Source organism: Pedobacter sp. A2324 (assembly GCF_059693705.1).
This window is the reverse complement of the sequence record NZ_JCASSK010000002.1, coordinates 464,041-485,527: the sequence shown is the minus strand read 5'-3', so window position 1 is coordinate 485,527 and position 21,487 is coordinate 464,041. Positions and strand designations below refer to the sequence as shown.

Genomic DNA, 21,487 nt, shown 5'->3' with positions numbered 1-21,487 from the left:
ATTTTAGAATTGTTGGTTGTTTGATTACTCTAAAATACGGTTAAACCAGACGTTACATGATTTACCATGATATTTTTACAAATTTCCGGCTGTTTTTCTCTGTAAGAGATGAATTAATGAGGCTATTTAATGCTTTTTCTGGTTACAATAAAGTATCCGAGCACAAATAATACCCCGGCATAGATTAAACTGGTGTAAATTTCTTGTGTAAAGATTTCGAAGTCGGCCGGGTTTGAAAGTTTTTTGGCTGCCGTGCTACTGTTTAGTACCAATGAGGGATGGCTGTAGGGAATTAAGTAAGCATATTTCCAACCTACATTGCCGGTGATTATGCCCATGATTGTGCCAATGAAACCGACACCCATTGGCTTCAGGAAATCGCCCCAAACCAAACTTAGAGTAAACTGGATGGATAGAATACCCAGCGAGGATAAGAATAGTTTAAAATAGAATTTCGATAGCAGGAAGGATGGATCATACTGGTTGAAGCTGTATTTAGGTATCAGTATTTGTAGCAAGTGTCCAAAGGCTAGTGTAAGGCCGCCAAAGAGCAGCAGGCAGATGAATATCAGTACTACTGCATATAGATATTTGGCCGTATAAATCGAAAACTTATTTAGTGGTTGTGCAAAAAGTGTTTTCCAGGTATCGTTTTTATGTTCAATGTTATTGACAGAGAAGGCCATAAAGATAACATAGAAGGGCAAGATCAATACGCCCATTACACCCAGTGCGGCACCAATATACCGAAGCCAGAGCAGTAAAGGAGGGTAATGTAGCGCCAAAACCTTCTCTGAGCCTGAGTAAAACCCAAATGAAATGAGTCCGCAAATAATCACTGGTAAAAGGATGGCTGCCCAGAATGCCAGTGTTTTTTTTGATTTATAAAATTCTGATACCAGTGATATGAATAGTGAGCGCATCTTAGTTTTGTTGAGTAATATCCAGAAAAAGGTTTTCGAGGTCTTTGCGTTGCTGATAAAGGCTGCTCACAGTGAATCCGTTTTCAATCAAAAGCGTATTTATATCTCCGCTATGTTTCGATGAGATAAACGGTAAAGTGATCGTTTTATCCGTATGAGAAACGTTTTCAAAACCCGCTTTACTTAAAAATTCAGCGGCTTGATTACTTTGATTAACTTCTATTTCGAGCATGGGTTTACTCAATAAGTGCAGTTCACTGATTGTACCTTGAAACAATAGGCGGCCTTTATTAATGATTCCCACATGTGTGGCAGTGCGTTCAATTTCAGCAAGCAGGTGGCTTGAAACGAGAATTGTTTTATGGTGTTTGGTAGAAAGTTCAATCATCAGGTTTCTGATCTCAATGATGCCATTGGGATCCAGTCCGTTCGTTGGTTCATCCAGGAGGAGTAATTCCGGATCCGATACGAGCGCAAGTGCAATGCCAAGGCGTTGTTTCATTCCAAGCGAATACTTTGCAGATTTTTTATTGGCTGCTTCTGTTAGTCCTACAAGTTCGAGCATTTCATTTGCCTTTATTCTTGGGATACCCAGTAACATACAACGGTTAATCAGATTTTCCTTGCCTGTTAAGTGTCCGTATATTGCCGGCTGCTCAACAAGCGCGCCCATTTTCTTTAAGCAGGCGATCCGGTTCAGATTAATTTCTTTGCCAAAAATAAAAACCTGATCGGCCGGCGAGCGGAGCAGGTTTAATAATAATTTTATCGTTGTGGTTTTACCAGCACCATTTGGTCCGAGGAAGCCATAGATACTTCCCTTTGGAACTTGTAGGGATAGATCTCTAACGATGGTTTGGTTGCCAAAGTTGAAATTCAAGCCTACTGTTTCGATCGCGTAATCGCTCATTGCTTATTGGAAAATTGCCGTGGCCTGTTTTACGATCGCGGTAGAAGTTTTCGCTGGCTTTACTACGATTTCATCGTTTTGATTGGTATTAACCGTAAGCGTTAATATAATCATCATAAATACAGGTACTAATAAAAGTAAAAATGGCGAAGTGTTTGCTAACTTTTTCATAATCTGTTTATCTATTGTTGAGGCGGTTAAACGGTCTTCAGCAATCATCACTGTACTTAATGTATTGTTTACTATTGCTGTTTTCATGGTTGTTATCGTTTTGATGATTCAAAGGAACAGAATGAAAACTACCTGCTAAAATGTATTATACCAAGTGTTCAAGATTCTAGATCAACAGACTTTTTTGGCGTTGGTCGATAAAATTTGCCATTTGGACGGTTGGTAGAAAAAAAATGCCCGTTGGTAGATTGTTTGCTTTCAAAAATGGAAAGTTTATTTACTTTGGAGGCAAAGAAGAGATTAATAAAAAATTATTTGATGAATAAAAGCAAAGCACCAATCATACTACATTCGATTTTTTGGGCGGTGATTGTATCATTGACGATAGCATTCATCGCTACCAGCACTTCAATACTCAGTTTGAAAAGGCAGTTGATTTCATTTGGTGCCTTCGGAATATTAAACGTTTCATTGTTCTATATCAACTACATTTTCTTAATTCCTGAACTGGTTAAGAAAAGAAAAAAATATTGGCTTTACACCATTGCATTTTTCCTTTTGATTTTAATTGTTGCGATCATTAAAACAACTGTTGCTGTTTTAAATCCGTCCGACATGATGATGGACAAGATGCATACCACCAGTCAGAATGTAACAGAATACTTTCTTAACCGGGTTTTTGTAGGTGGCTTCTTTTTGATTTCCAGTTGTATAATCAAATTTACACTCGACTGGTTTGCTAATGAGCGTATTCAACGCAACCTCGAAAGTGAACGTCGTGAAATGGAGCTGCAGTTTCTAAAATCACAGCTTAACCCACATTTTTTATTCAATTCTCTGAATAACATTTACTCGCTGGCCTATCAAAAATCGGATAAAACAGCTGATGCGATCATGAAACTCTCTGAGATTATGCGTTACATGATTTATGAGAGCAATACGCCTACCGTATCACTGAGTAAAGAAGTAGATTATCTAACCAACTATATTGAACTTCAAAAAATCCGCTTTAAAGATGGAGCATTCGTTGAGTTAACATTAAATGGAGAGATAGATGATCAGAAGATTGTTCCGCTGATGCTTATTTCTTTTGTAGAAAATGCTTTTAAGCACGGTGTAGTAACCGATCCTGAAAATCCCGTGAAGATCAATATTATTGCCAATCAGAAAATTCTGCATTTCAGTGTCATCAATAAAAAGAATCAGCAGAATAAGGATGCACAAGGCGGTGTTGGCTTAACCAATGTTGAACGCAGACTTCAATTGATTTATCCTGACAGATATAAATTAAATGTTGTAAATTCGGCTACCCATTATACCTGTGAACTGATGATTGATATATAATCTGTTGATACGTGACAGATTTAAAACCAATCAATATTAATATTAACCTGAAATGAACCTAAACTGCATTGTTGTTGACGATGAGCCGTTGGCGCTCGACATTCTGGAAGACTATATATCAAAAGTTCCTTTTCTTACTTTAGTGAAAAGATGTGAGAACCCCATTGAGGCACTCCAGATTGTGCAGGCAGGTGGAATTGACCTGGTGTTTCTGGATATACAGATGCCAGAGTTAACTGGAATTCAGTTTCTTAAAATTGCCGGAAATAAAACACATTATATCTTAACAACAGCATACCCGCAATATGCATTGGAAAGTTACGATCTTAATGTTTCCGATTATTTATTAAAACCCATCGCTTTCGACCGATTTTACAAGGCGGTAGAAAAAGTACATAAGCAGGCAAAACCTGCTGATGCCCCGGCGAGCATAGCACAGCCAATAGTAACGCCAGCCCCTTTTTCAGGTTCACCAAATCCAGTTCAGGATTATATTTTTGTTAAAACGGAGCACAAAATTCAAAAAATCTACCTGCACGATATTCTGTATATAGAAGGGTTAAAAGATTACATTTCTATTTTTACCAAAGAAGAACGGGTAATTACCCTTCAGAGTATGAAGAAAATGGAAGAAGCACTTCCAAGCAGCCAGTTTATCAGAGTACATAAATCCTATATTGTTGCCGTGGATAAAATAGAAAGCATTGAGCGTAGCCGTATTACCATTTGTGATAAAATCATCCCGGTTGGCGATACCTACCGTGATGAATTTTTCAGGGTAATAGGCAATAAGAACATTTAGGGTTTTTACCCCGCCAGGGGCTATCCAAAAGCTTATTAAGCCTGCCCCAGCACTTTTCTGATTGCTGACTCTGCCTCAAGTGTAATCTCATTAGCTGTTTTGCCTTCAGGTTCAATGGGTTTTAAAACGGTCCATCTTAAGGCATTTCCTGCGGTTAGCGGAAACATTCCAAACCGGACTATTTTCCATGAATTTTCAATGGCAATGGGTACCACCAATGCATTTGGAACAGCCTTTAATATGGTTGCTACTCCTCCGAACTGAAAGGTTTTTACCTGGCCGTCTTTTGCACGTGTACCTTCAGGGAAGATAACTGTACTCCAGTTATTTTCTTTCATCCTACGGCCCAGTTTTATGATTTCCGAAATCGCTTGTTTATTGTCTTTCCTGTTAATATTAGCACCGCCACCCAAACGCAGATTTATTGAAATTGATGGAATTCCTTTGGTCAGTTCAATCTTAGAAATAAACTTCGCGCTGTACCTTCTTAAAAACCAGATCAGAGACGGGATATCGTACATGCTCTGGTGGTTAGCCGCAAATATAATTGGCCTGTCTGTTGGAAGCTGATATTCGTTTTTAAAACTGATCGAGTTAAAAAGAAAAAACTGACAATAGGTAAGGAAGAAATTTAAAAAGTCTACCGATACTTTATGTGCTTTATAGCCAAAAGCTTTATGGCAAATCCATTGAATAGGATGAAAGATACATAAGCTTAATCCGAAGAAAAAATAGAATATGGGGCTTAGAATATAGCCGAAAATTTTGCTCATAAAAATTAACTTAATCACAAAGATAGCAACTATTCTTTTTTGCCAATATCATATCTCGCCATTTAAAATCATGATTTTGACTTTTAAAACTGCGGCAACGCTCATTGAATCGGTAATTGCACCGCTCAATACCATTTGATAAGCCTCGTCAAAACTAATCTTTTTTATGGTTAGCTGTTCAGTTTCTTCAGGCATGGGTATTCCCTGAATTAGTCCGGTAGCAATGTAAATGATAGATAACTCGTCGCTCACTGAATTGGATAAATGCATGCGCTGAATCTCTCTCCAGTTTTTTGCACTCATCCCTGTTTCTTCGAGAAGCTCACGTTTTGCACTTTCCAGTGGCTCTTCATGAAACGGCCCTCCTCCTTCCGGAATCTCCCAGCTATAAGCTTTTAAAGGGTAACGGTACTGGCCTACCAGCCAGGTATTATAATTCTCGTCCAAAGGCAGTATACCTATCGCAAGGTTTTTAAAATGTACCTCCCCATAGATTCCCTTTCCACCCGAAGGGTTGAGTACCTGGTGTTCGGTTAGCCGAATCCAGTTGTTATCATATTTAACTTCACTTGCTAAAGTTTTCCAGGGATTGCTGTCTTCCATGTCGCAAGGTAATGAATTGAAAAAGGCGTTTAAAATAAATTTAAACGCCTTTCATTTTATTTAGAATGAACCTTCATCTGGCCTGTTGTCCTGCTGATCGTCTTTTTTCTTTTTGGCGGCGGTAAAGGTTGTTTTTCCGAAACGATAAGAGAACGTCAGACTACCCATTGTTCCCTGCATCTGGCGTTGGAAATCAACAATGGTGAAATTGTCTTCAGTTGTCATACTCCACCTGCGGGTATTGAATACGTCTCTCACATTGAAACTTAGGGAAGCTTTTTTATTCGGGAAGTCGTATTTAGCTCCACCATCTATACCATACATGGCATTACGTTTTCCTTGTGCCATCACCTCAGGCGCACGGTAGTCACCTCTTACCTGTAATGAAACATTTTTAACTACTGTCAGATTACCGGTTAAGTTGGCGTTCCAGCTAAATCCACTACTTGAAGCAATGTTGAATCTGCTGTCTCCTGCAAATTTAGCCTGATAAAGGTTTACGTTAGTCGTAAAGTTCAACGCCTTAATCAGATCGAAACGCCCAATTAACTCTAAACCTGCATTAATCTGGTTTGATAAGTTTTGGGGAGTTGAAGTAATGATTCCGTTCACAGGCGTACTTCTTACCCTTTGGATCACATCATTAGTCTGACGGTAGTATAAACTCGAAGTCAGCGTAACTTTCTTCCAGTACTTGCTGTAGCCTAACTCAAAAGAGTGCACATCCTCAGGTAATAAGTTGGGATTACCTCCCCTATAGTTCAACGGGTCTGAAACATCCAGGAACGGATTTGTATCCCATGGACGCGGACGGTTGACACGTCGTGTATAACTCACTTGTAGCTGATTATCGCCTTTTAATTTTTGGGTTAAGAACACACTCGGGTAAAGTCTTTTGTAATGAATCTTCCCATCGCTTCCGGTTAACACATTATTGGTGTAACCTTCCAAATGAGTATCCAGCCTCGCATCTTCGGCACGTAAACCAATTTGGTAGCCAAAATCTTTAATTTGATTCTGGTAGTTTAAATAAAGGGCATGCACCTGATCTTTACTGTCAAAATTATTGATCAGTGAATTATTCCTTACCACTACATCAGTGTTGGTTAACAGGGCATCAGCAAACTGATTATTGTTACCCAGGCGAATCTGACTTCTATAACCTGCCTCCACTTTTCCTGCCTTACCAACAGGCAAACTATAATCAGTTTGAATGTTATAGTTGGTATTGTCGCCCGTGTTATACACCCGTTGCAAAGATAAATTTTCGTTCATTTCTACGCCATTCCTGTTTGTCGTGGTGGTACTATAGAACTGATCGCTGTTATTTGTCCCGTGCGAATAGCCGAAATTAAAAGTTAGTTCCTCTTTTGGTTTGCTGAACTTTTGCACGTAATCCAGATTCAGGTCGTAACTACTGCCATAACCTTCTGTTTCATTCGTTCTGTTGCTAAGTATAACCGGAGACCGTGTACTGCTTAACTGTCTGATATCGAGTACTTCGTTTCTTTCATTTTCCCTAGAGTTGAAACCACCTGAAAAACTTACTACACTTTTAGGACTTAAATAGTAGTCAATTCCTGCCTTAGCATTATGACCTTTATCAAGTGAATTCGAAACTGTAGTTTGGTTTGCATATCTGGTCTTTGCTGTATCAGATTTATAAAAAATATCCTGATATCCACCACCTACGCGGTTTCCATAACGGTAACCATAGTTTCCATACAAATTGATTTTGCTGTTCTGGAAGCTTAGGTTGGTATTGGCGTTATAGTTATCGCGGTTACCAGCCGTTAATGCAACTGAACCGTTAAGACCCAGCTTAGTATTCTTTTTCAGAACGATATTAATGATACCCGATTGTCCTTCTGCATCATATTTTGCCGATGGATTGGTGATTACCTCTACGCTTTCGATTGAGCTTGCCGGGATTGACTGCAGGATTTGTGCAACGTTTCCGCCGGCAATTAAAGAAGGTTTTCCATCTATTAATACTTTCACACCTGTAGAACCACGTAAACTCACATTACCGTCCATATCAGTTGAAACTGAAGGAACGTTCTGAAGTAGATCCCCTGCCGATCCACCTTCGCTGATTACACTCTGATCTACAGAAAATATTTTTTTATCAATTCCCATTTGCATACCCGACTTTTGGCCGGTTACGGTAACTTCACTCAGGATATTGCCCTTTGCTGAGTTCATCTTAATGTCGCCAAAATTTAATGTACCCGTTGATGCCGTAATACTTACGTTATCCCTAACCATGGTTTGGTAACCTACGTAACTAATTTTGAAGGTAAACGTACCGGTAGGCAGATCGGCCATGGTAAATGCTCCGTTTACATCTGTTTGAGCAACTTTGGCATTTTTACCGGTAGACTTATTGATTAAAACTGCTGTAGCAAATGGAATAGTTTCTTGTGTTTTGGCGTCTTTTAGTACACCGGTAATTTTTGCTTTCCCACCATTTTGGGCGAAAAGACTTAGCGATAAACTTATAAAAAGAAGAATAAAAGGTATCGTACGCGATTGTAAAAGTCTCATTAAATAATTATATATGTGTGTTTTGTTATAAAGGGAGACAAAGTAACGGAGAGTTAGTTTAAATAAATGCCCGTAACTATTTTATTACAGCTATTTTATGGTAATATTTTCGTGAGTTTAAATATGGTTTTCATATTTGAAAATGTTCTGTCATGTTCAATGAAGCAACATTTCACGTCAAAGGAATGATATCAGCAAAAAAACATTTTTAGTATTGAAGAGATTAAAAACAGCTATAATGTTACTTTTGCTTTAGCATGAAAAAAATATTAATTGTTGATGACTTACACCCTTCTTTTAAGGAGCAGGCTATTGCTATGGGATACCATGTTGATGATCAACCTCAGATTACCCGTCAGCAAACCTTGGCTAAAATAAAAGATTATACTGGCATTGCTGTAAGAACAAAGTTCAGAATCGATGCAGAAGTTTTTGCTGCTGCTACGCAGCTTAAATTTGTTGCCCGTGCCGGAGCAGGACTGGATAATATTGACGATCATATTGCTTTCGAAAGAAATATTGAACTCATTAATGCACCTGAAGGTAATTGCGATGCGGTTGGAGAGCATGCAACTGGCTTACTTCTATCGCTGATGAATAACTTCCGCAAGGCGGATATTGAAATTCGAAATGGAATATGGGATCGAGAGGGAAACCGTGGATATGAGCTGAAGGGAAAAAGGGTTGGTATTATTGGTTATGGCTTCATGGGCCAAAGTTTCGCCAAAAAACTTGCCGGCTTTGAAGTCGACGTGATGGCTTATGATAAATATAAAACAGGCTTTTCTGATGCCTTTGCGCGCGAAGTGAGTATGGAGGAAATTGTAAAACATTGCGACGTGCTCAGTTTGCATATTCCTTTGACTACTGAAACCAGGCAAATGGTAGATGAGGAATACTTCTTCCACTTTAAAAAGCCAATTTTCTTTATCAACACTGCACGAGGAGAAATTGTGAACACAAAGGCCGTACTCGGTGCTTTGGCCTCTGGTAAAATTTTAGGTGCAGGTTTGGATGTTTTACAAACTGAGAAATTTCCTGCACTGCAAGAAGCCGACTGGTATGATGAACTCAGAATGAATGAGAAAGTCATTTTAACGCCACATGTGGGAGGCTGGACCTTCGATTCTTACCGTAAAATTTCTGAAGTATTGGCTGAAAAGTTAAGTGGTCTGAATTTTTAGTTAAAGAAATAATTCAAACATATTTTCAAATGATTGGTTACTATAATAGCGCTCGTTATTGAAAACTTAAAACGATCATGTTATGAAAAACGTAAGCACACCAAAAAACAACCCTACGGTTCAGGGAAGTTCAATTGCAGACAGAGCCAATCACGATGTTAAGGTTGATAAAAAAGTTCAAGGGATAACCAACGGCGGCGGTCAGCGGTCAGATCAGACTTCGAATAAAGACAACCAACGTAAATACGATAACAAAAAGTAATAGATGATGTAGGATGGATGATTTAAAACCATCCATCTTACCTCTTTTTTTCCTACTCTCCTGCCAATTGGATAATCTCCTTACCTTCAACAACTTTTCTTTCGTTGTTGTGGCTTAACACATTGATCATGGCGTTGCCCAGTTCCTGCATCGTACAAAATCCGTTTGCCGAAATTGCCCTACCAATTGGAAATATCCAGTTGATATATTTATAAAATTTGTGTGCGTATTTCTGTTCCTTAATGGGTTTAATAAAACCGGGCCTGAAATTAAAAACCTGCTCAAATGGGAGTTTCAACAAATCATTTTCAGTTTTCCCTTTTACTTTCTGCCAGTTTAAGCGGCCATTTGCATTAGTGCCGCTTCCCGAAACATAACAGAACGTCATATCCGGATTTAACCTGCTCAATGTTTCTGCAACATGTAAGGTAAGTGTATAAGTCATTTTATAATAAACATCGTCAGCAGCACCTACCGAGGTAATTCCGAGGCAAAAAAAGCATGCATTGTAACCGCTTAGCTGGCTTTCAATAGATGAAAAGTCGAAGAAATCAGTATGTATAATTTCTCTAAGTTTAGGATCTGCGTAACCGCAGGGTTTGCGGTTGATTACCAGTATTGAATCTACCTCAGAACTTTTCAGGCACTCGATTAAAACCCCTTCTCCAACCATTCCTGTAGTTCCGGTGATGATGACGTGATTCGGCTTTCTTGTTTTTCCCATGAAATAAGTTTTAAACATTAACTCTTAAAGTTGAGCTTTGTTTCAATCTCACTAAAATAGATGATGCAAAAAAAAAGGATAGCCTTTCGAGCTATCCTTCAAATTTATCTTGAGCCTTTCATCTGATAATCCTTTGGTGGTTCGGCACCTAGCAAATGCTGAACAAAATAATCCCATCTTCTGCGCATCATATATGGAGAATAGGTGCCATAGCCATGTGCACTGTTAGGGAAAATAACCAGGTCGAAAGATTTATTTGCTTTTTCGAGGGCTTCAACCACCAATAGCGTATTGTACGGAGGAACATTGTCATCCATCAAACCATGCACCAGCATTAGTTTTCCTTTCAAATTTTTTGCATAATTCTGATTGGCCTGAACCTCGTAGTCAGCATTTTCTAACAGGCCATTGTAGCGTTCGCCCCAATCGTCCTCATAGTTTCTGTTGTCGTGGTTTCCAGATTCAGAAATTCCAACCTTGAAGAAATCAGGGTAACGAAACATAGCCGTTGCTGTGGCAAATCCCCCGCCCGAGTGACCCCAGATACCAACTTTGGTTGTATCTATCGGGTACTTTGCAGAGAGCTCTTTAATTGCCGCAATCTGGTCGGGTAGCGTGTTAACAGCCATGTTGCCATAACTCATATCGTGAAAGCTTTTCGAACGGTCAGGGTTACTTGTACCTTCAATTACCACTACAATAAATCCTAATTCAGCTAAAGCCTGATGATCTCCCCTTGCAGCAGAAAACGACCAGCTGCCAACACTTCCACCTTGTGGGCCCGGATAAATGTAGTCGATAACCGGATATTTTTTACCTGCTTCGATTTTGGTCGGCGTAAAAACTAATCCATATATGTCTGTCTTCCCGTCGCCAGCTTTTACCGATACCGGTGCCGGGGCTTTCCAGCCTGTTGCAGTTAGCCGGGATATGTCTGTCTTTTCAAGGGTAGAAACAAGTTTTCCATCGAGGCTTCGTAATACAGTTACCTGAGGGATATTGGGCTGTGAATAAGTGTCGAGAAAATATTTTTCTGAAGGTGAAAGGGTAATGCTATGGTTTCCTTCTTCGGGGTTTAAAAGTGTAAGGTTTTTGCCATCGAATCCTGCTTTATAAAAATGGCTGAAATATGGATTGCCTTTTTCCCTGCCATTTGCAATAAAGTAGATCGTACGTGTCTTTTCATCTACCTTAATTAGCTGACTTACCACCCAATCGCCCTTGGTAATTTGATTTTTAACTTTGCCTGTTGTGGCATCGTACAGATAAAGGTGTCCCCAGTTATCCCGTTCTGAATACCAGATGATTTCTTTTGAAGAAGGAAGGTATCGCCAGTTGATTGCTCCTTGTCCTGATTCATACTGAGTCTTTACAGTTTCCTCAAAAACTTCGCGTACAGCTCCGGTTGTAGCGTTTGCAATGCGGAACTTTTCGTTTTTATGATCGCGTGAGGTAGAAACAAATGCCACCTCCGATCCGTCTGCTTTCCAGTCGATATCGTCAAAAGTTCCACTGCTGGAAATGTCATCACTTAAAGTTGCACGATGCTGATCAGGAGGGATATTAAGTGAGATCACCTTTGGCTGATCTACCTCAATGATTACCCTTCTAATCGTTGCAATTTCTTTATCACCTGGTAAGGGGTATTTCCAGGCTTCCAACTTTGGTGCACCCACATTTGTGGTAACCAGGTACATATCTTTCGAGTTGCGTTGGTCTTGCTGAAAGGTGGTAATCTTTTTCGAGTCGGGAGACCAGCGTACAATTGGCGCGTCGCTATGTTTCCATCCGGCATTATCCGTTGCATAGCCGTAATCCTTTACACCATCTGTTGTTAACTGTGTTATTTTGCCAGTGGCTACGTCTTTCAAAAATAAGTTGTAATCTTTAATAAAAACGGCTTTCTTTCCGTCAGGAGATAACTCTTCATTGCGGTTCCTGCGGCGTGGTGGTGCAGAAACACTTTTATATTCTGTGGTTAATACCTTGGTTTTTGCTGCAGGATCAACCAAAAAGGTTTGAGTACCAGTTTGGTTTCTGGTTACATACCAAAACTTGTCATTTTCAAGCCAGTTCGGCGATACGCCGGGGTTATCTATGTACTTTGAAGTGTTATAACCCATAAAACCTTCTGCATATTCATAGTCTTTTGCCGTTAAGGTTTTTTGCTGGGCATTTACGCCAATAGCTAAAGTACAAGCTATTGCGCTGAGCCAATATTTGTTCATCATTCGTTAGTTAATCTTAAAGGTAAAAATAACACTGTTTTACAAATAGAAGAGTATTAATCATGATACAAAATCAGATGAAGCCTATTTACACAGAGATTAAAATGATAAGAAATAATCATTAAAGGCTAATAAATGTTATTTGGACATTTATCGTTTTTTATAACTTGCGTTCCTGATGTCGTTTCAGGGTTTTTGCAGGCAAAGAAATGGTTTAACAAGCATCAGATAATATAACAATGAATTTCTTTTCAACCCAAATGCGGAGTTTACACCTTCTGATGGTAGTGATCATCTGCTCGTTTTCCAACGGACAAGCGCAAACCCGTAGCGAGTTCTTATTGACCAAAAACTGGAAATTCAGTAAGGGTGATCACCCTGAATCTGTAGCAAGCGATTTCAACGATTCCGGTTGGGAAACTGTCACTGTGCCTCACGACTGGGCCATTAAAGGTCCGTTTGATGGCGGTAACGATAGTCAGGATGTGGCTATTGTGCAGAACGGAGAAAATAAAGCGACCAGAAAAACAGGTAGAACGGGCGGTTTACCATTTATCGGTAAAGCCTGGTATAGAAATACATTTGTTGCGCCTGCATTTAAAAAAGGTAAAAAAGTGGTGATATTAATTGATGGGGCCATGAGCAATCCATTAGTTTATTTCAATGGTGAAAAAGTTGGTCATTGGGCTTATGGTTATAATTCTTTTTTCATTGATGTGACCCGGCAGATGAGAGAAGGCCAGAATACCATTGCGGTTGGGCTTGAAAATAAGACTGAAGCTTCAAGGTGGTATCCGGGCGCAGGGTTGTACAGAAATGTCCATGTAATCATCACTGAAGATATTAGTATTCCGGTTTGGGGAACTTATATTACAACTCCTTTAATCAATAAAGACTTTGCAAAAGTCAAGATCAAAACCCAGATCAGCGGCGTTAATGAAAATGATGAGACTTTAAGTCTTCAAACGTCGATTAAAAATGCAAAGGGAGAAACGGTTGCTACGGCGACAAAAGTGTTACTCGCTACCGACTTGAATGAGTTTGAACAGGATATTATTGTTAAATCCCCGGAATTGTGGTCGCCTGAAATGCCCAACCTTTATCAGGCTATTACGAAATTGTATGCCGGTAAAACATTGAAAGATGAGTACACGACCACCTTTGGAATCAGAACGATTAAGTATGAGGCGCAGAAAGGCTTTTCATTGAATGGAGTTTACCGCAAGTTTAAGGGCGTTTGCAACCACCACGATTTAGGCCCTTTAGGTACGGCCATAAATGTTGCTGCATTACGCCGTCAGCTTGTTTTGTTAAAAGATATAGGTTGCGACGCGATCAGAACCTCGCATAATATGCCTGCTCCAGAGTTGGTAAAATTGTGTGATGAGATGGGATTTATGATGATGGTGGAATCTTTTGATGAATGGAAGGCGCCGAAGGTTAGAAATGGTTACAGCCATTTGTTTGATGAATGGGCAGAAAAGGATGTGGTCAATATGGTGCATGCCAATAGAAATCACCCCTGTGTAGTGATGTGGAGTATCGGGAACGAAGTGCCAGACCAGGGAACCAAAAATGGCGACAAAATTTTAAAATTTTTACAGGATATCTGCCACAGGGAGGATCCTACACGGCCGGTGACTGTCGGGATGGACCGGATTCAAAATGCACTCGATAATAATTTTGCTGCTGTACTTGATGTTCCCGGCTTTAACTATAAACCTAACCAATATGAAATGGCTTACACCCGGTTGCCGCAGGGTTTCATCCTGGGTACAGAAACAGCCTCTACAGTAAGCTCAAGAGGTGTGTATAAATTTCCGGTAGTTCCTCAAAAACAAAAAATGTATGACGATAATCAGAGTTCCTCTTACGATCTGGAATATTGTAACTGGTCGCAAATTCCTGACGATGAATTTGTGAAGCAGGACGACTTACAATACGTTATTGGAGAATTTGTATGGACAGGTTTTGATTATCTTGGTGAACCAACACCATATGATGGAAAATGGCCTTCTCATAGCTCTTATTTCGGTATCATCGATCTGGCCGGGATTCCTAAAGACCGTTATTACTTATATCGCAGCAAATGGAATACTGCACAATCTACGCTTCACACTGTTCCTCACTGGACCTTTCCGGGAAGGGAAGGGCAGGTTACTCCTGTATTTGCCTACACCAGCTATGCATCGGCAGAACTATTTGTTAACGGAAAAAGCCAGGGTAAACAATTTAAAAGTCATGCTTCCAATACAAACCGATACCGCCTGATGTGGAAAGATGTTAAATATGAGCCAGGAACGATTAAGGTTATTGCCTATGATGAAAATGGGAAGGTCGCTGCTGAAGAAACGGTAAAAACCGCAGGCAAACCTGATCACGTTAAACTGGAAACTAACCGTAAAACATTAATTGCGGATGGACAGGACCTCGCATATGTTACGGCCAGCATTGTTGATGTCAATGGCAATGTATGTCCTGATGCCAATGATAGTTTGTCTTTTCAGGTTACTGGTGATGGAAGTTATAAAGTAGTGGCCAATGGCGATGCGACAAACCTTGAACTGTTTCACCTTCCGCACATGAAAGCATTTAATGGTAAACTGGTGGTAACTGTTCAATCTACTAACAAAGCTGGAAGCTTAAATCTTAAGGTATCAGGCAAAGGGTTAAAAACAGGAACAATTGCTATCTTAACGAAATGATGTCATAAAAAAAAGCGGGCCAGTAATATAAAATTACCGGCCCGCTTTTAAGCGGAGAGGGCGGGATTCGAACCCGCGGTACCTTGCAGTACACACGCTTTCCAAGCGTGCTCGATCGACCACTCTGACACCTCTCCAGAGTTTGGGTTTGCAAAAATATATTTTTTGTTCATATCTACATCATAGATCAGGAAATTCTCTACGGGTTTTTTTAATCCGGCTGATCCAACATCAGGATTTCTGTGGGAAAAGTACCGAAAATCTGTGGAAAGTGATCTGGATCTGTTCTCTCATAAAACGGAGCTTCAACGGAGATTGTACGGAGTTTGTTCGGACTTTTACGGAAACATCGCGATGAAATTCCATTTTAACCCGGTACAATTTTAGTTGTACTGTCGATGAAAAAGAAAAGGTGCCCATAACTATGAGCACCTTTTACTGGTATTTGAATCTGGATGCAAATTAATCGATAACCGTAATTTTTAGCATGTTGGTTTTTCCTTTAGCTTCCATTGGAATTGCAGCGGTATTAATTACAATATCGCCCTGCTTAACCAGTTTTTTGCTTTTTAAGAACTCGTTAACCTCAATGATGGTATTGTCGGTACTCTCCCATTTATCATAATAGAAACCCCTAACACCCCAAAGTAAACTCACTGCATTTAATAACGCCCTGTTACTTGTAAAGATGAAAGTTAAAGCCTCTGGTCTGTGGCTTGAAATTTCGAAAGCGGTATAACCACTTAAGGTCATCGATACAATACCTACTGCATTGGTTTGTTTAGCCAGGAAACAAGCTGAATCGCAAATGGCATCACTTAAAAATGAAGGAGATTTTGGTTTTAAGAATTTATCAGGATTGAAAGGATAATTGTTATCTTCAATGTTCTGAATAATTTTCTGCATGGTTTCGATCACGATCAATGGAAATTCCCCTACCGAAGTTTCACCACTCAACATCACTGCATCTGCACCATCCAATACTGAGTTAGCCACGTCATTAACCTCTGCACGTGTGGGGCGAGGTGTAGTGATCATGCTTTCCAGCATTTGTGTAGCCACGATTACCGGTTTAGAGGCCGCTCTACATTTAGCAACGATCATTTTTTGTAACAATGGAACTTCCTCCATCGGACATTCAACACCCAGATCTCCACGTGCAACCATGATCCCGTCTGTTACAGCGATAATTTCATCGATGTTAGCAATGGCTTCAGGTTTTTCAATTTTTGCAATTACACGTGCAGTTTTACCACGTTCTGCAATGATTTTTTTAAGTTCGATAATATCTTCTGCCTTACGGACGAAAGATAAACCGATCCACTCTACATCATTCTGAAGTACAAATTCCAGGTTCTCTCTATCCTCTGGCGTTAGCGATGGAATAGAAACTTTAGTATTAGGAAGGTTTACACCTTTTCTTGAAGTTAATATACCACCGTGAACAATTTCACAAACTACTTCATCTTTTAAGTTTGTTGATAAAACTTTCATTTGAAGTTTTCCATCATCCAATAAGATGATTTCTCCTGCCTGTACATCCTGAGGAAAGTTCTGGTAGGTAATGTAAATGCGCTCTTCATTACCAATACATTCGTTGGTGGTGATGATGGTTGTTTTACCGTTGATCAGGTTAATGCCACCTTCTTTTACTAAGCCAATGCGAATTTTCGGTCCCTGTAAATCGGCAAGAATACCTACATTATAATCATATTTCTGGTTTAGATCTTTGATTGTATCTAAAACTGCCTGGTGATCTGCCTGAGATCCGTGTGAGAAATTTAGACGGCAAACATCTAAGCCCGCATTAAACATGCTATATAAAACATCAGGTTTTGCGGATGCAGGCCCAAGGGTGGCTACAATTTTGGTTCTGGAATGAAAAGGTTTCATTTAATTAATCGATTTTTAGCAATGCAGTTTGAGTCGCTAATTATTCTCTAAAATAATTAAACTGCATTAAAATTTATATATTTTGTTTTTTTGTTCGTTGATTATAACCCTCAAATATAGTGTATTTACTACACGAAGTATATAATTTTTATATTACCAAATTCTCCTTGCTTCTTAACTTGGTTGGGTCTATTTTTGCAGCTACCTGAATATCAGGTAGTTTGTTTAGTCCGTTTAGTAAATAACTTAAATCTTCCTTGTCGATAAATTCTTTAATTATGATAAAGAAATCTACATTGGCCATCTCCGGAACGAGTAAACCGTCGCTACTTCTGTTGCTGATCAGATAATATTCTACCTCACCCTGCTCCACAAAAAAATAATATTTTGAGAAAGACCAGGCAGGTTCGTCTATATTGTAAAAGATCTCATGATCATCGATTTTTTCGAATTGTGTGTTTAGCCGCGTATTAATTTTGTGGCATAGAACATAATCTTTCAGGGGGGCGGTGATTGCAATTAATATAAAATCAAGATCTAAAGTAAGCTTTAAGTATGTTCTATTCAAGGCGAAATAAATTATTTACAGAACGAAATTAAAAAACTAATTCTATATTCGCTTGTTATTTGAGAGCCAAATTATGGTGTCGAAATAAAAACATTTGAAAATTGTAAGAATTTATTTTTCTTTGCACAGAATTATTTAACCATTAAATTATAAAATTATGTCTGATATTGCTTCAAGAGTTAAGGCTATTATCGTAGAGAAACTAGGTGTTGACGAAAGTGAAGTTACACCAGAGGCTTCATTCACCAACGATTTAGGTGCAGATTCTTTGGATACTGTAGAGTTGATCATGGAATTTGAAAAAGAATTCAATGTAGCTATTCCTGATGATCAGGCTGAAACCATCGGTACAGTTGGTCAGGCAATCGCTTATTTGGAAAAAAACGTTAAATAGAATTACGCTTTTTCAGTATAAATGGAATTAAAAAGAGTAGTAGTAACAGGGTTGGGTGCGCTCACTCCTATAGGCAATAATGTCCCTGATTTTTGGGAAGGATTGACTAACGGGGTGAGTGGCGCTGCTCCTATTAAAGGTTTTGATACTGAAAAGTTCAAAACAAAATTCGCATGTGAGGTTAAAAATTTCAATCCGGAAGAATTTCTGGAGAAAAAAGAAGCCCGCAAGTTAGATCCGTTTGTACAGTATGCCTTAGTTGCTACAGATGAAGCTGTGAAAGATGGTGGTTTCGATTTTGAGAAACTGGATACCAACAGAATCGGGGTTATCTGGGGTGCAGGTATAGGTGGATTGAAAACTTTTTTAGACGAGATTTCGAATTTTGCTAAAGGAGATGGTACGCCAAGATATAATCCATTTTTTATTCCAAAAATGATTGTAGATATCGCTCCAGGGCATATCTCTATCAAATATGGCCTCCGCGGGCCAAATTTTGCCACTGTTTCTGCTTGTGCTTCATCAACCAATGCCATGATCGATGCGTTCAACTATATCCGACTGGGTATGGCCGATGTGATCATCAGCGGTGGATCTGAAGCCATCATTAACGAAGCAGGGATGGGTGGTTTCAATGCCATGCATGCCTTATCTACCCGCAACGACGATCCTCAAACCGCATCACGACCTTTTGATAAAGACCGCGACGGCTTTGTGGCTGGTGAAGGTGCCGGAACCATTATCCTGGAAGAACTTGAACATGCAAAAGCAAGGGGTGCAAAAATTTATGCAGAGCTTGTTGGAGGTGGTATGAGCGCGGATGCTAATCACATCACTGCTCCCCATCCTGAAGGTTTAGGTGCAAGGATGGTAATGACGAATGCCTTAAAAGACGCAGGATTGACTACTGCCGATATTGACTACATCAATGTTCATGGTACATCTACGCCGCTTGGCGATATCAGTGAAACCAAAGCCATTGCTGATCTTTTCGGAGAAGACGCCTATCGTTTAAACATCAGTTCTACAAAATCAATGACAGGGCACTTATTAGGTGCTGCTGGTGCAATTGAAGCGATTGCGGCGATTCTTTCTGTTCAAAATGATATTGTTCCTCCAACAATTAATCATTTTACGGATGATCCTGCCTTTGATCCAAAGCTGAATTTTACTTTTAATAAAGCTCAAAAACGAGAAGTAAGGGCTGCATTAAGCAATACATTTGGTTTCGGTGGTCATAATGCCTCAGTGATTTTCAAGAAATACGAAGATTAATTTTACTGCTTTGCTATATAATTTTGTATGCTAATTAAAAATGGATAACTTAGTTAAATATGCTGATTAGCCGTTAATTGTGTTATTTATTTAATGCCGATATTTAAATTATATAAACTGTATCTTTCTCCAGAGAAAGAATTTGTAAAAAAGCTGAGAAACATTTTAGGCTTTATACCAGGAAATGTTACGCTTTATAAGATGGCCTTCAGACATCGTTCTGTTGCCAAAGTTCTTAAAAATGGCAGCAGAAGCAGCAATGAGCGTTTAGAATTTCTTGGAGATGCTGTATTAGGTTCGGTTATCGCAGAACTGCTTTTTAAGCACTATCCTTACAAGGAAGAGGGTTTTTTAACAGAGATGCGATCCAAAATCGTTAATCGTGCAAATTTGAATCAGCTTGCGAAAAAGATTGGCTTTGATAAATTAATTCAGTTCGATCAACGCTCGGTGAGTGTGCAAACCAAGCATAATTCTATGCTAGGTGATGCCTTTGAAGCAATCGTAGGTGCAATTTATATGGATAAAGGCTACAACTTTACCAAAGATTTTCTGCTCAGAAGAATAGTTAAGCCTCACATCGATATTCATACCCTTGAACTTACTGAAACGAATTTCAAAAGTAAACTGATTGAATGGTGCCAGCGCCATGGAAAAGATGTGATGTTTGAACTTGTGCAAAATGGTGAAGGAGAGAGCGCAAAATTGTTCACCATTAGCGCTATTGTGGACGGTGAAAAACAAGGAACCGGCAGAGACTATAATAAGAAAAATGCTGAAAAGCTTGCTGCCGAGAAAGCCTGCGAGGCATTAAGCATTTAGTTTGCTGCTTTAGCTACCAATTATTACCAATCAGATTATTACCTCAAATTTATCGAATCATCTTATTTTCCTTTACCAAGCGTGTCAGTAAACTTCTTAGAAGATTCCTTGATGTATTTTATATAGTCATAGCTGTTCCAGTACTGCGCTTTATCGTATTCAGGTCTGCAGTTTAGCATATAGGTTTCCAGTTCCTTCCCCCGTAGATTAGTGTTGTTCTGGATGATCGTACCATTAAAGTATTGATCAATCTGTGTCTGTTTTAGCTCATTGTCTGCATATCTGCTAAACCTGCGTGCATTTTTAGGATCTTTTCCGACTAGATTATAAAGCGCATTTAAGGGACTAAACACAGCTGAGAGAAATGTGGTCTTTCCGCCATTATATACACCTTTATTTTTAAAATCTCGTTTTAAATCTGCCAGGTCCTGCTTTTTGTTATTGCCAACAATGGTCACTTCATCAAGTGTAGTGCTTGCCCTTACCAGATAGATCAGAAGATCCTGGTTGCCCCTTACTACAATTTGCTGATCTATTAAATTTCTCTTGCTTACATACAACGTATCGCCGATTTTTGCTTTCAGCTGGAACATACCAATGTCGTTACTGCCTACCCCTAATCCGGTACGCTGGTTGGTAATTTCGGCGAGCGCTATGCGAATGTTCGAACCCTTTTCAATTACTACCCCCTTTACAATAAAGTCCTGCGCTTTTGTTAAAGTACAATACAAACATAGTATTTGCAGGAGAAAAGTGTATTTCAAAATTTTTATCATTTGTCAGTAGTCAAAGTATCTAAGTAAAAAGCAGCAGATTTTTTAATATAAGTTGCAGCATGCTTTATGTCAGTAAAAGTAAGTTTTCTTACGGTGTTCTAGTCTAACAGCTGATAAGTTTTCTTGTTTGTTATCAGGTCTGATTGTTACATCTTCCAGGATTTTATCTGCCCGAATGAGATTTATCATCATATCCTGATCATTTTTGACAACGGCAAACTGAGCTTCAAAGTTTCGCTTGTAAAACCATAATGTATCACCAACTCTAGCCTTGATTTGAAATAAACCCATATCATTGCTGCCCACGCTAATGTGAGTATCTGTATCAGTTACCAGGGCTAATGCAATACGAATGCTGGTTCCCTTTTCTGAAATAACCCCTTTCGCTACAATTTGTTGCGCCTGTGTATTTGTTAACGGGAGCAAAAGTGATAACAGGATAATTGCCGTCAAATATGCTTTTGTATTCATCGGGTTATTTTCAGTAAAATTAACACTTGTTAACCTTTCGTTTTGTTAAATAACGTTAATGCTTTAATGTTTATTTATGGTTAATATGGCGGTATTCATCGCTACCTGGAAA

General features: G+C 39.2%; 20 protein-coding genes and 1 tRNA gene. 8 read left to right on the top strand and 13 right to left on the bottom strand.

Annotated features, from left to right (window positions below; all coding sequences use genetic code 11):
• Positions 1–122 precede the first annotated feature (122 nt).
• Genes AC570I_RS07145 through AC570I_RS07135 form a run of 3 tightly spaced genes read right to left on the bottom strand, consistent with a single transcriptional unit; the run spans position 123 to position 2,091 of the window.
• A complete protein-coding gene (locus AC570I_RS07145) occupies positions 123–923 on the bottom strand; it encodes an ABC transporter permease (protein WP_047799980.1) in 801 nt (266 codons plus the stop codon).
• A gap of 1 nt (position 924) precedes the next feature.
• Positions 925–1,833 carry an ABC transporter ATP-binding protein gene (locus AC570I_RS07140; protein ID WP_497404921.1) on the bottom strand — a complete coding sequence of 303 codons (909 nt, stop codon included), beginning with the start codon at positions 1,831–1,833 and terminating at the stop codon, positions 925–927.
• A 3-nt stretch (positions 1,834–1,836) separates the two neighbouring features.
• A complete protein-coding gene (locus AC570I_RS07135; RefSeq protein WP_047799982.1) occupies positions 1,837–2,091 on the bottom strand; it encodes a hypothetical protein in 255 nt (84 codons plus the stop codon).
• A gap of 231 nt (positions 2,092–2,322) precedes the next feature.
• Here AC570I_RS07135 and AC570I_RS07130 point away from each other — a divergent pair, with 231 nt between their 5' ends.
• The gene (locus tag AC570I_RS07130; RefSeq protein ID WP_497404920.1) at positions 2,323–3,348 is read left to right on the top strand and encodes a sensor histidine kinase; all 1,026 of its coding nucleotides are present in this window, start codon (positions 2,323–2,325) and stop codon (positions 3,346–3,348) included.
• Positions 3,349–3,400: 52 nt separating this feature from the next.
• Positions 3,401–4,150, top strand: a complete 750-nt coding sequence (locus tag AC570I_RS07125; RefSeq protein ID WP_047799983.1) for a LytR/AlgR family response regulator transcription factor — start codon at positions 3,401–3,403, stop codon at positions 4,148–4,150.
• Between the two features lie 35 nt (positions 4,151–4,185).
• Here the strand turns inward: AC570I_RS07125 and AC570I_RS07120 are convergent, their stop codons facing one another.
• The 3 genes from AC570I_RS07120 to AC570I_RS07110 are packed head-to-tail and all read right to left on the bottom strand — an operon-like array spanning position 4,186 to position 8,073.
• Positions 4,186–4,923 (bottom strand): lysophospholipid acyltransferase family protein, encoded by a 738-nt coding sequence (locus AC570I_RS07120; protein WP_497404919.1) that lies wholly within the window; start codon positions 4,921–4,923, stop codon positions 4,186–4,188.
• Between the two features lie 48 nt (positions 4,924–4,971).
• Positions 4,972–5,526 (bottom strand): NUDIX domain-containing protein, encoded by a 555-nt coding sequence (locus AC570I_RS07115; RefSeq protein ID WP_497404918.1) that lies wholly within the window; start codon positions 5,524–5,526, stop codon positions 4,972–4,974.
• Positions 5,527–5,586: 60 nt separating this feature from the next.
• Positions 5,587–8,073, bottom strand: coding sequence for a TonB-dependent receptor (locus AC570I_RS07110; protein WP_497404917.1), 2,487 nt, complete (start codon positions 8,071–8,073; stop codon positions 5,587–5,589).
• Between the two features lie 257 nt (positions 8,074–8,330).
• On the opposite strand from AC570I_RS07110, the gene AC570I_RS07105 reads away from it, so the two are divergent.
• Both AC570I_RS07105 and AC570I_RS07100 read left to right on the top strand, forming a co-directional pair.
• Positions 8,331–9,257: an NAD(P)-dependent oxidoreductase gene (locus AC570I_RS07105; RefSeq protein ID WP_497404916.1), complete on the top strand. Its 927-nt coding sequence runs from the start codon at positions 8,331–8,333 to the stop codon at positions 9,255–9,257.
• Between the two features lie 82 nt (positions 9,258–9,339).
• Positions 9,340–9,519 carry a hypothetical protein gene (locus tag AC570I_RS07100; RefSeq protein ID WP_047799987.1) on the top strand — a complete coding sequence of 60 codons (180 nt, stop codon included), beginning with the start codon at positions 9,340–9,342 and terminating at the stop codon, positions 9,517–9,519.
• Positions 9,520–9,571: 52 nt separating this feature from the next.
• On the opposite strand, the gene AC570I_RS07095 is transcribed toward AC570I_RS07100, so the two are convergent.
• The gene (locus tag AC570I_RS07095; RefSeq protein WP_497404915.1) at positions 9,572–10,243 is read right to left on the bottom strand and encodes an NAD-dependent epimerase/dehydratase family protein; all 672 of its coding nucleotides are present in this window, start codon (positions 10,241–10,243) and stop codon (positions 9,572–9,574) included.
• Positions 10,244–10,347: 104 nt separating this feature from the next.
• Entirely contained in the window at positions 10,348–12,474 is a 2,127-nt protein-coding gene (locus AC570I_RS07090; RefSeq protein WP_497404914.1) for a S9 family peptidase, read from the bottom strand.
• A 236-nt stretch (positions 12,475–12,710) separates the two neighbouring features.
• On the opposite strand from AC570I_RS07090, the gene galB reads away from it, so the two are divergent.
• Positions 12,711–15,176, top strand: a complete 2,466-nt coding sequence (galB, locus tag AC570I_RS07085) for a beta-galactosidase GalB (protein ID WP_497404913.1) — start codon at positions 12,711–12,713, stop codon at positions 15,174–15,176.
• A gap of 52 nt (positions 15,177–15,228) precedes the next feature.
• Here galB and AC570I_RS07080 read toward each other — a convergent pair.
• From AC570I_RS07080 to AC570I_RS07070, 3 genes are all read right to left on the bottom strand, one after another.
• Positions 15,229–15,313, bottom strand: a tRNA-Ser gene (locus tag AC570I_RS07080).
• Between the two features lie 325 nt (positions 15,314–15,638).
• On the bottom strand, positions 15,639–17,069 hold the full coding sequence (gene pyk, locus AC570I_RS07075; protein ID WP_047799988.1) for a pyruvate kinase: 1,431 nt from the start codon (positions 17,067–17,069) through the stop codon (positions 15,639–15,641).
• Positions 17,070–17,217: 148 nt separating this feature from the next.
• Entirely contained in the window at positions 17,218–17,637 is a 420-nt protein-coding gene (locus AC570I_RS07070) for an IPExxxVDY family protein (RefSeq protein ID WP_047799989.1), read from the bottom strand.
• A gap of 157 nt (positions 17,638–17,794) precedes the next feature.
• On the opposite strand from AC570I_RS07070, the gene AC570I_RS07065 reads away from it, so the two are divergent.
• The 3 genes from AC570I_RS07065 to rnc all read left to right on the top strand — a co-directional run bounded on the left by AC570I_RS07065 (position 17,795) and on the right by rnc (position 20,128).
• Positions 17,795–18,031 carry an acyl carrier protein gene (locus tag AC570I_RS07065; RefSeq protein ID WP_008508386.1) on the top strand — a complete coding sequence of 79 codons (237 nt, stop codon included), beginning with the start codon at positions 17,795–17,797 and terminating at the stop codon, positions 18,029–18,031.
• 21 nt (positions 18,032–18,052) lie between these two features.
• The gene (fabF, locus tag AC570I_RS07060; protein ID WP_497404912.1) at positions 18,053–19,306 is read left to right on the top strand and encodes a beta-ketoacyl-ACP synthase II; all 1,254 of its coding nucleotides are present in this window, start codon (positions 18,053–18,055) and stop codon (positions 19,304–19,306) included.
• A 93-nt stretch (positions 19,307–19,399) separates the two neighbouring features.
• The gene (gene rnc, locus AC570I_RS07055) at positions 19,400–20,128 is read left to right on the top strand and encodes a ribonuclease III (RefSeq protein ID WP_047799991.1); all 729 of its coding nucleotides are present in this window, start codon (positions 19,400–19,402) and stop codon (positions 20,126–20,128) included.
• 62 nt (positions 20,129–20,190) lie between these two features.
• Here rnc and AC570I_RS07050 read toward each other — a convergent pair whose 3' ends face one another.
• Both AC570I_RS07050 and AC570I_RS07045 read right to left on the bottom strand, forming a co-directional pair.
• Positions 20,191–20,904, bottom strand: coding sequence for a hypothetical protein (locus AC570I_RS07050; RefSeq protein ID WP_497404911.1), 714 nt, complete (start codon positions 20,902–20,904; stop codon positions 20,191–20,193).
• Positions 20,905–20,973: 69 nt separating this feature from the next.
• Positions 20,974–21,375, bottom strand: a complete 402-nt coding sequence (locus tag AC570I_RS07045; protein WP_497404910.1) for a hypothetical protein — start codon at positions 21,373–21,375, stop codon at positions 20,974–20,976.
• Positions 21,376–21,487 lie beyond the last annotated feature (112 nt).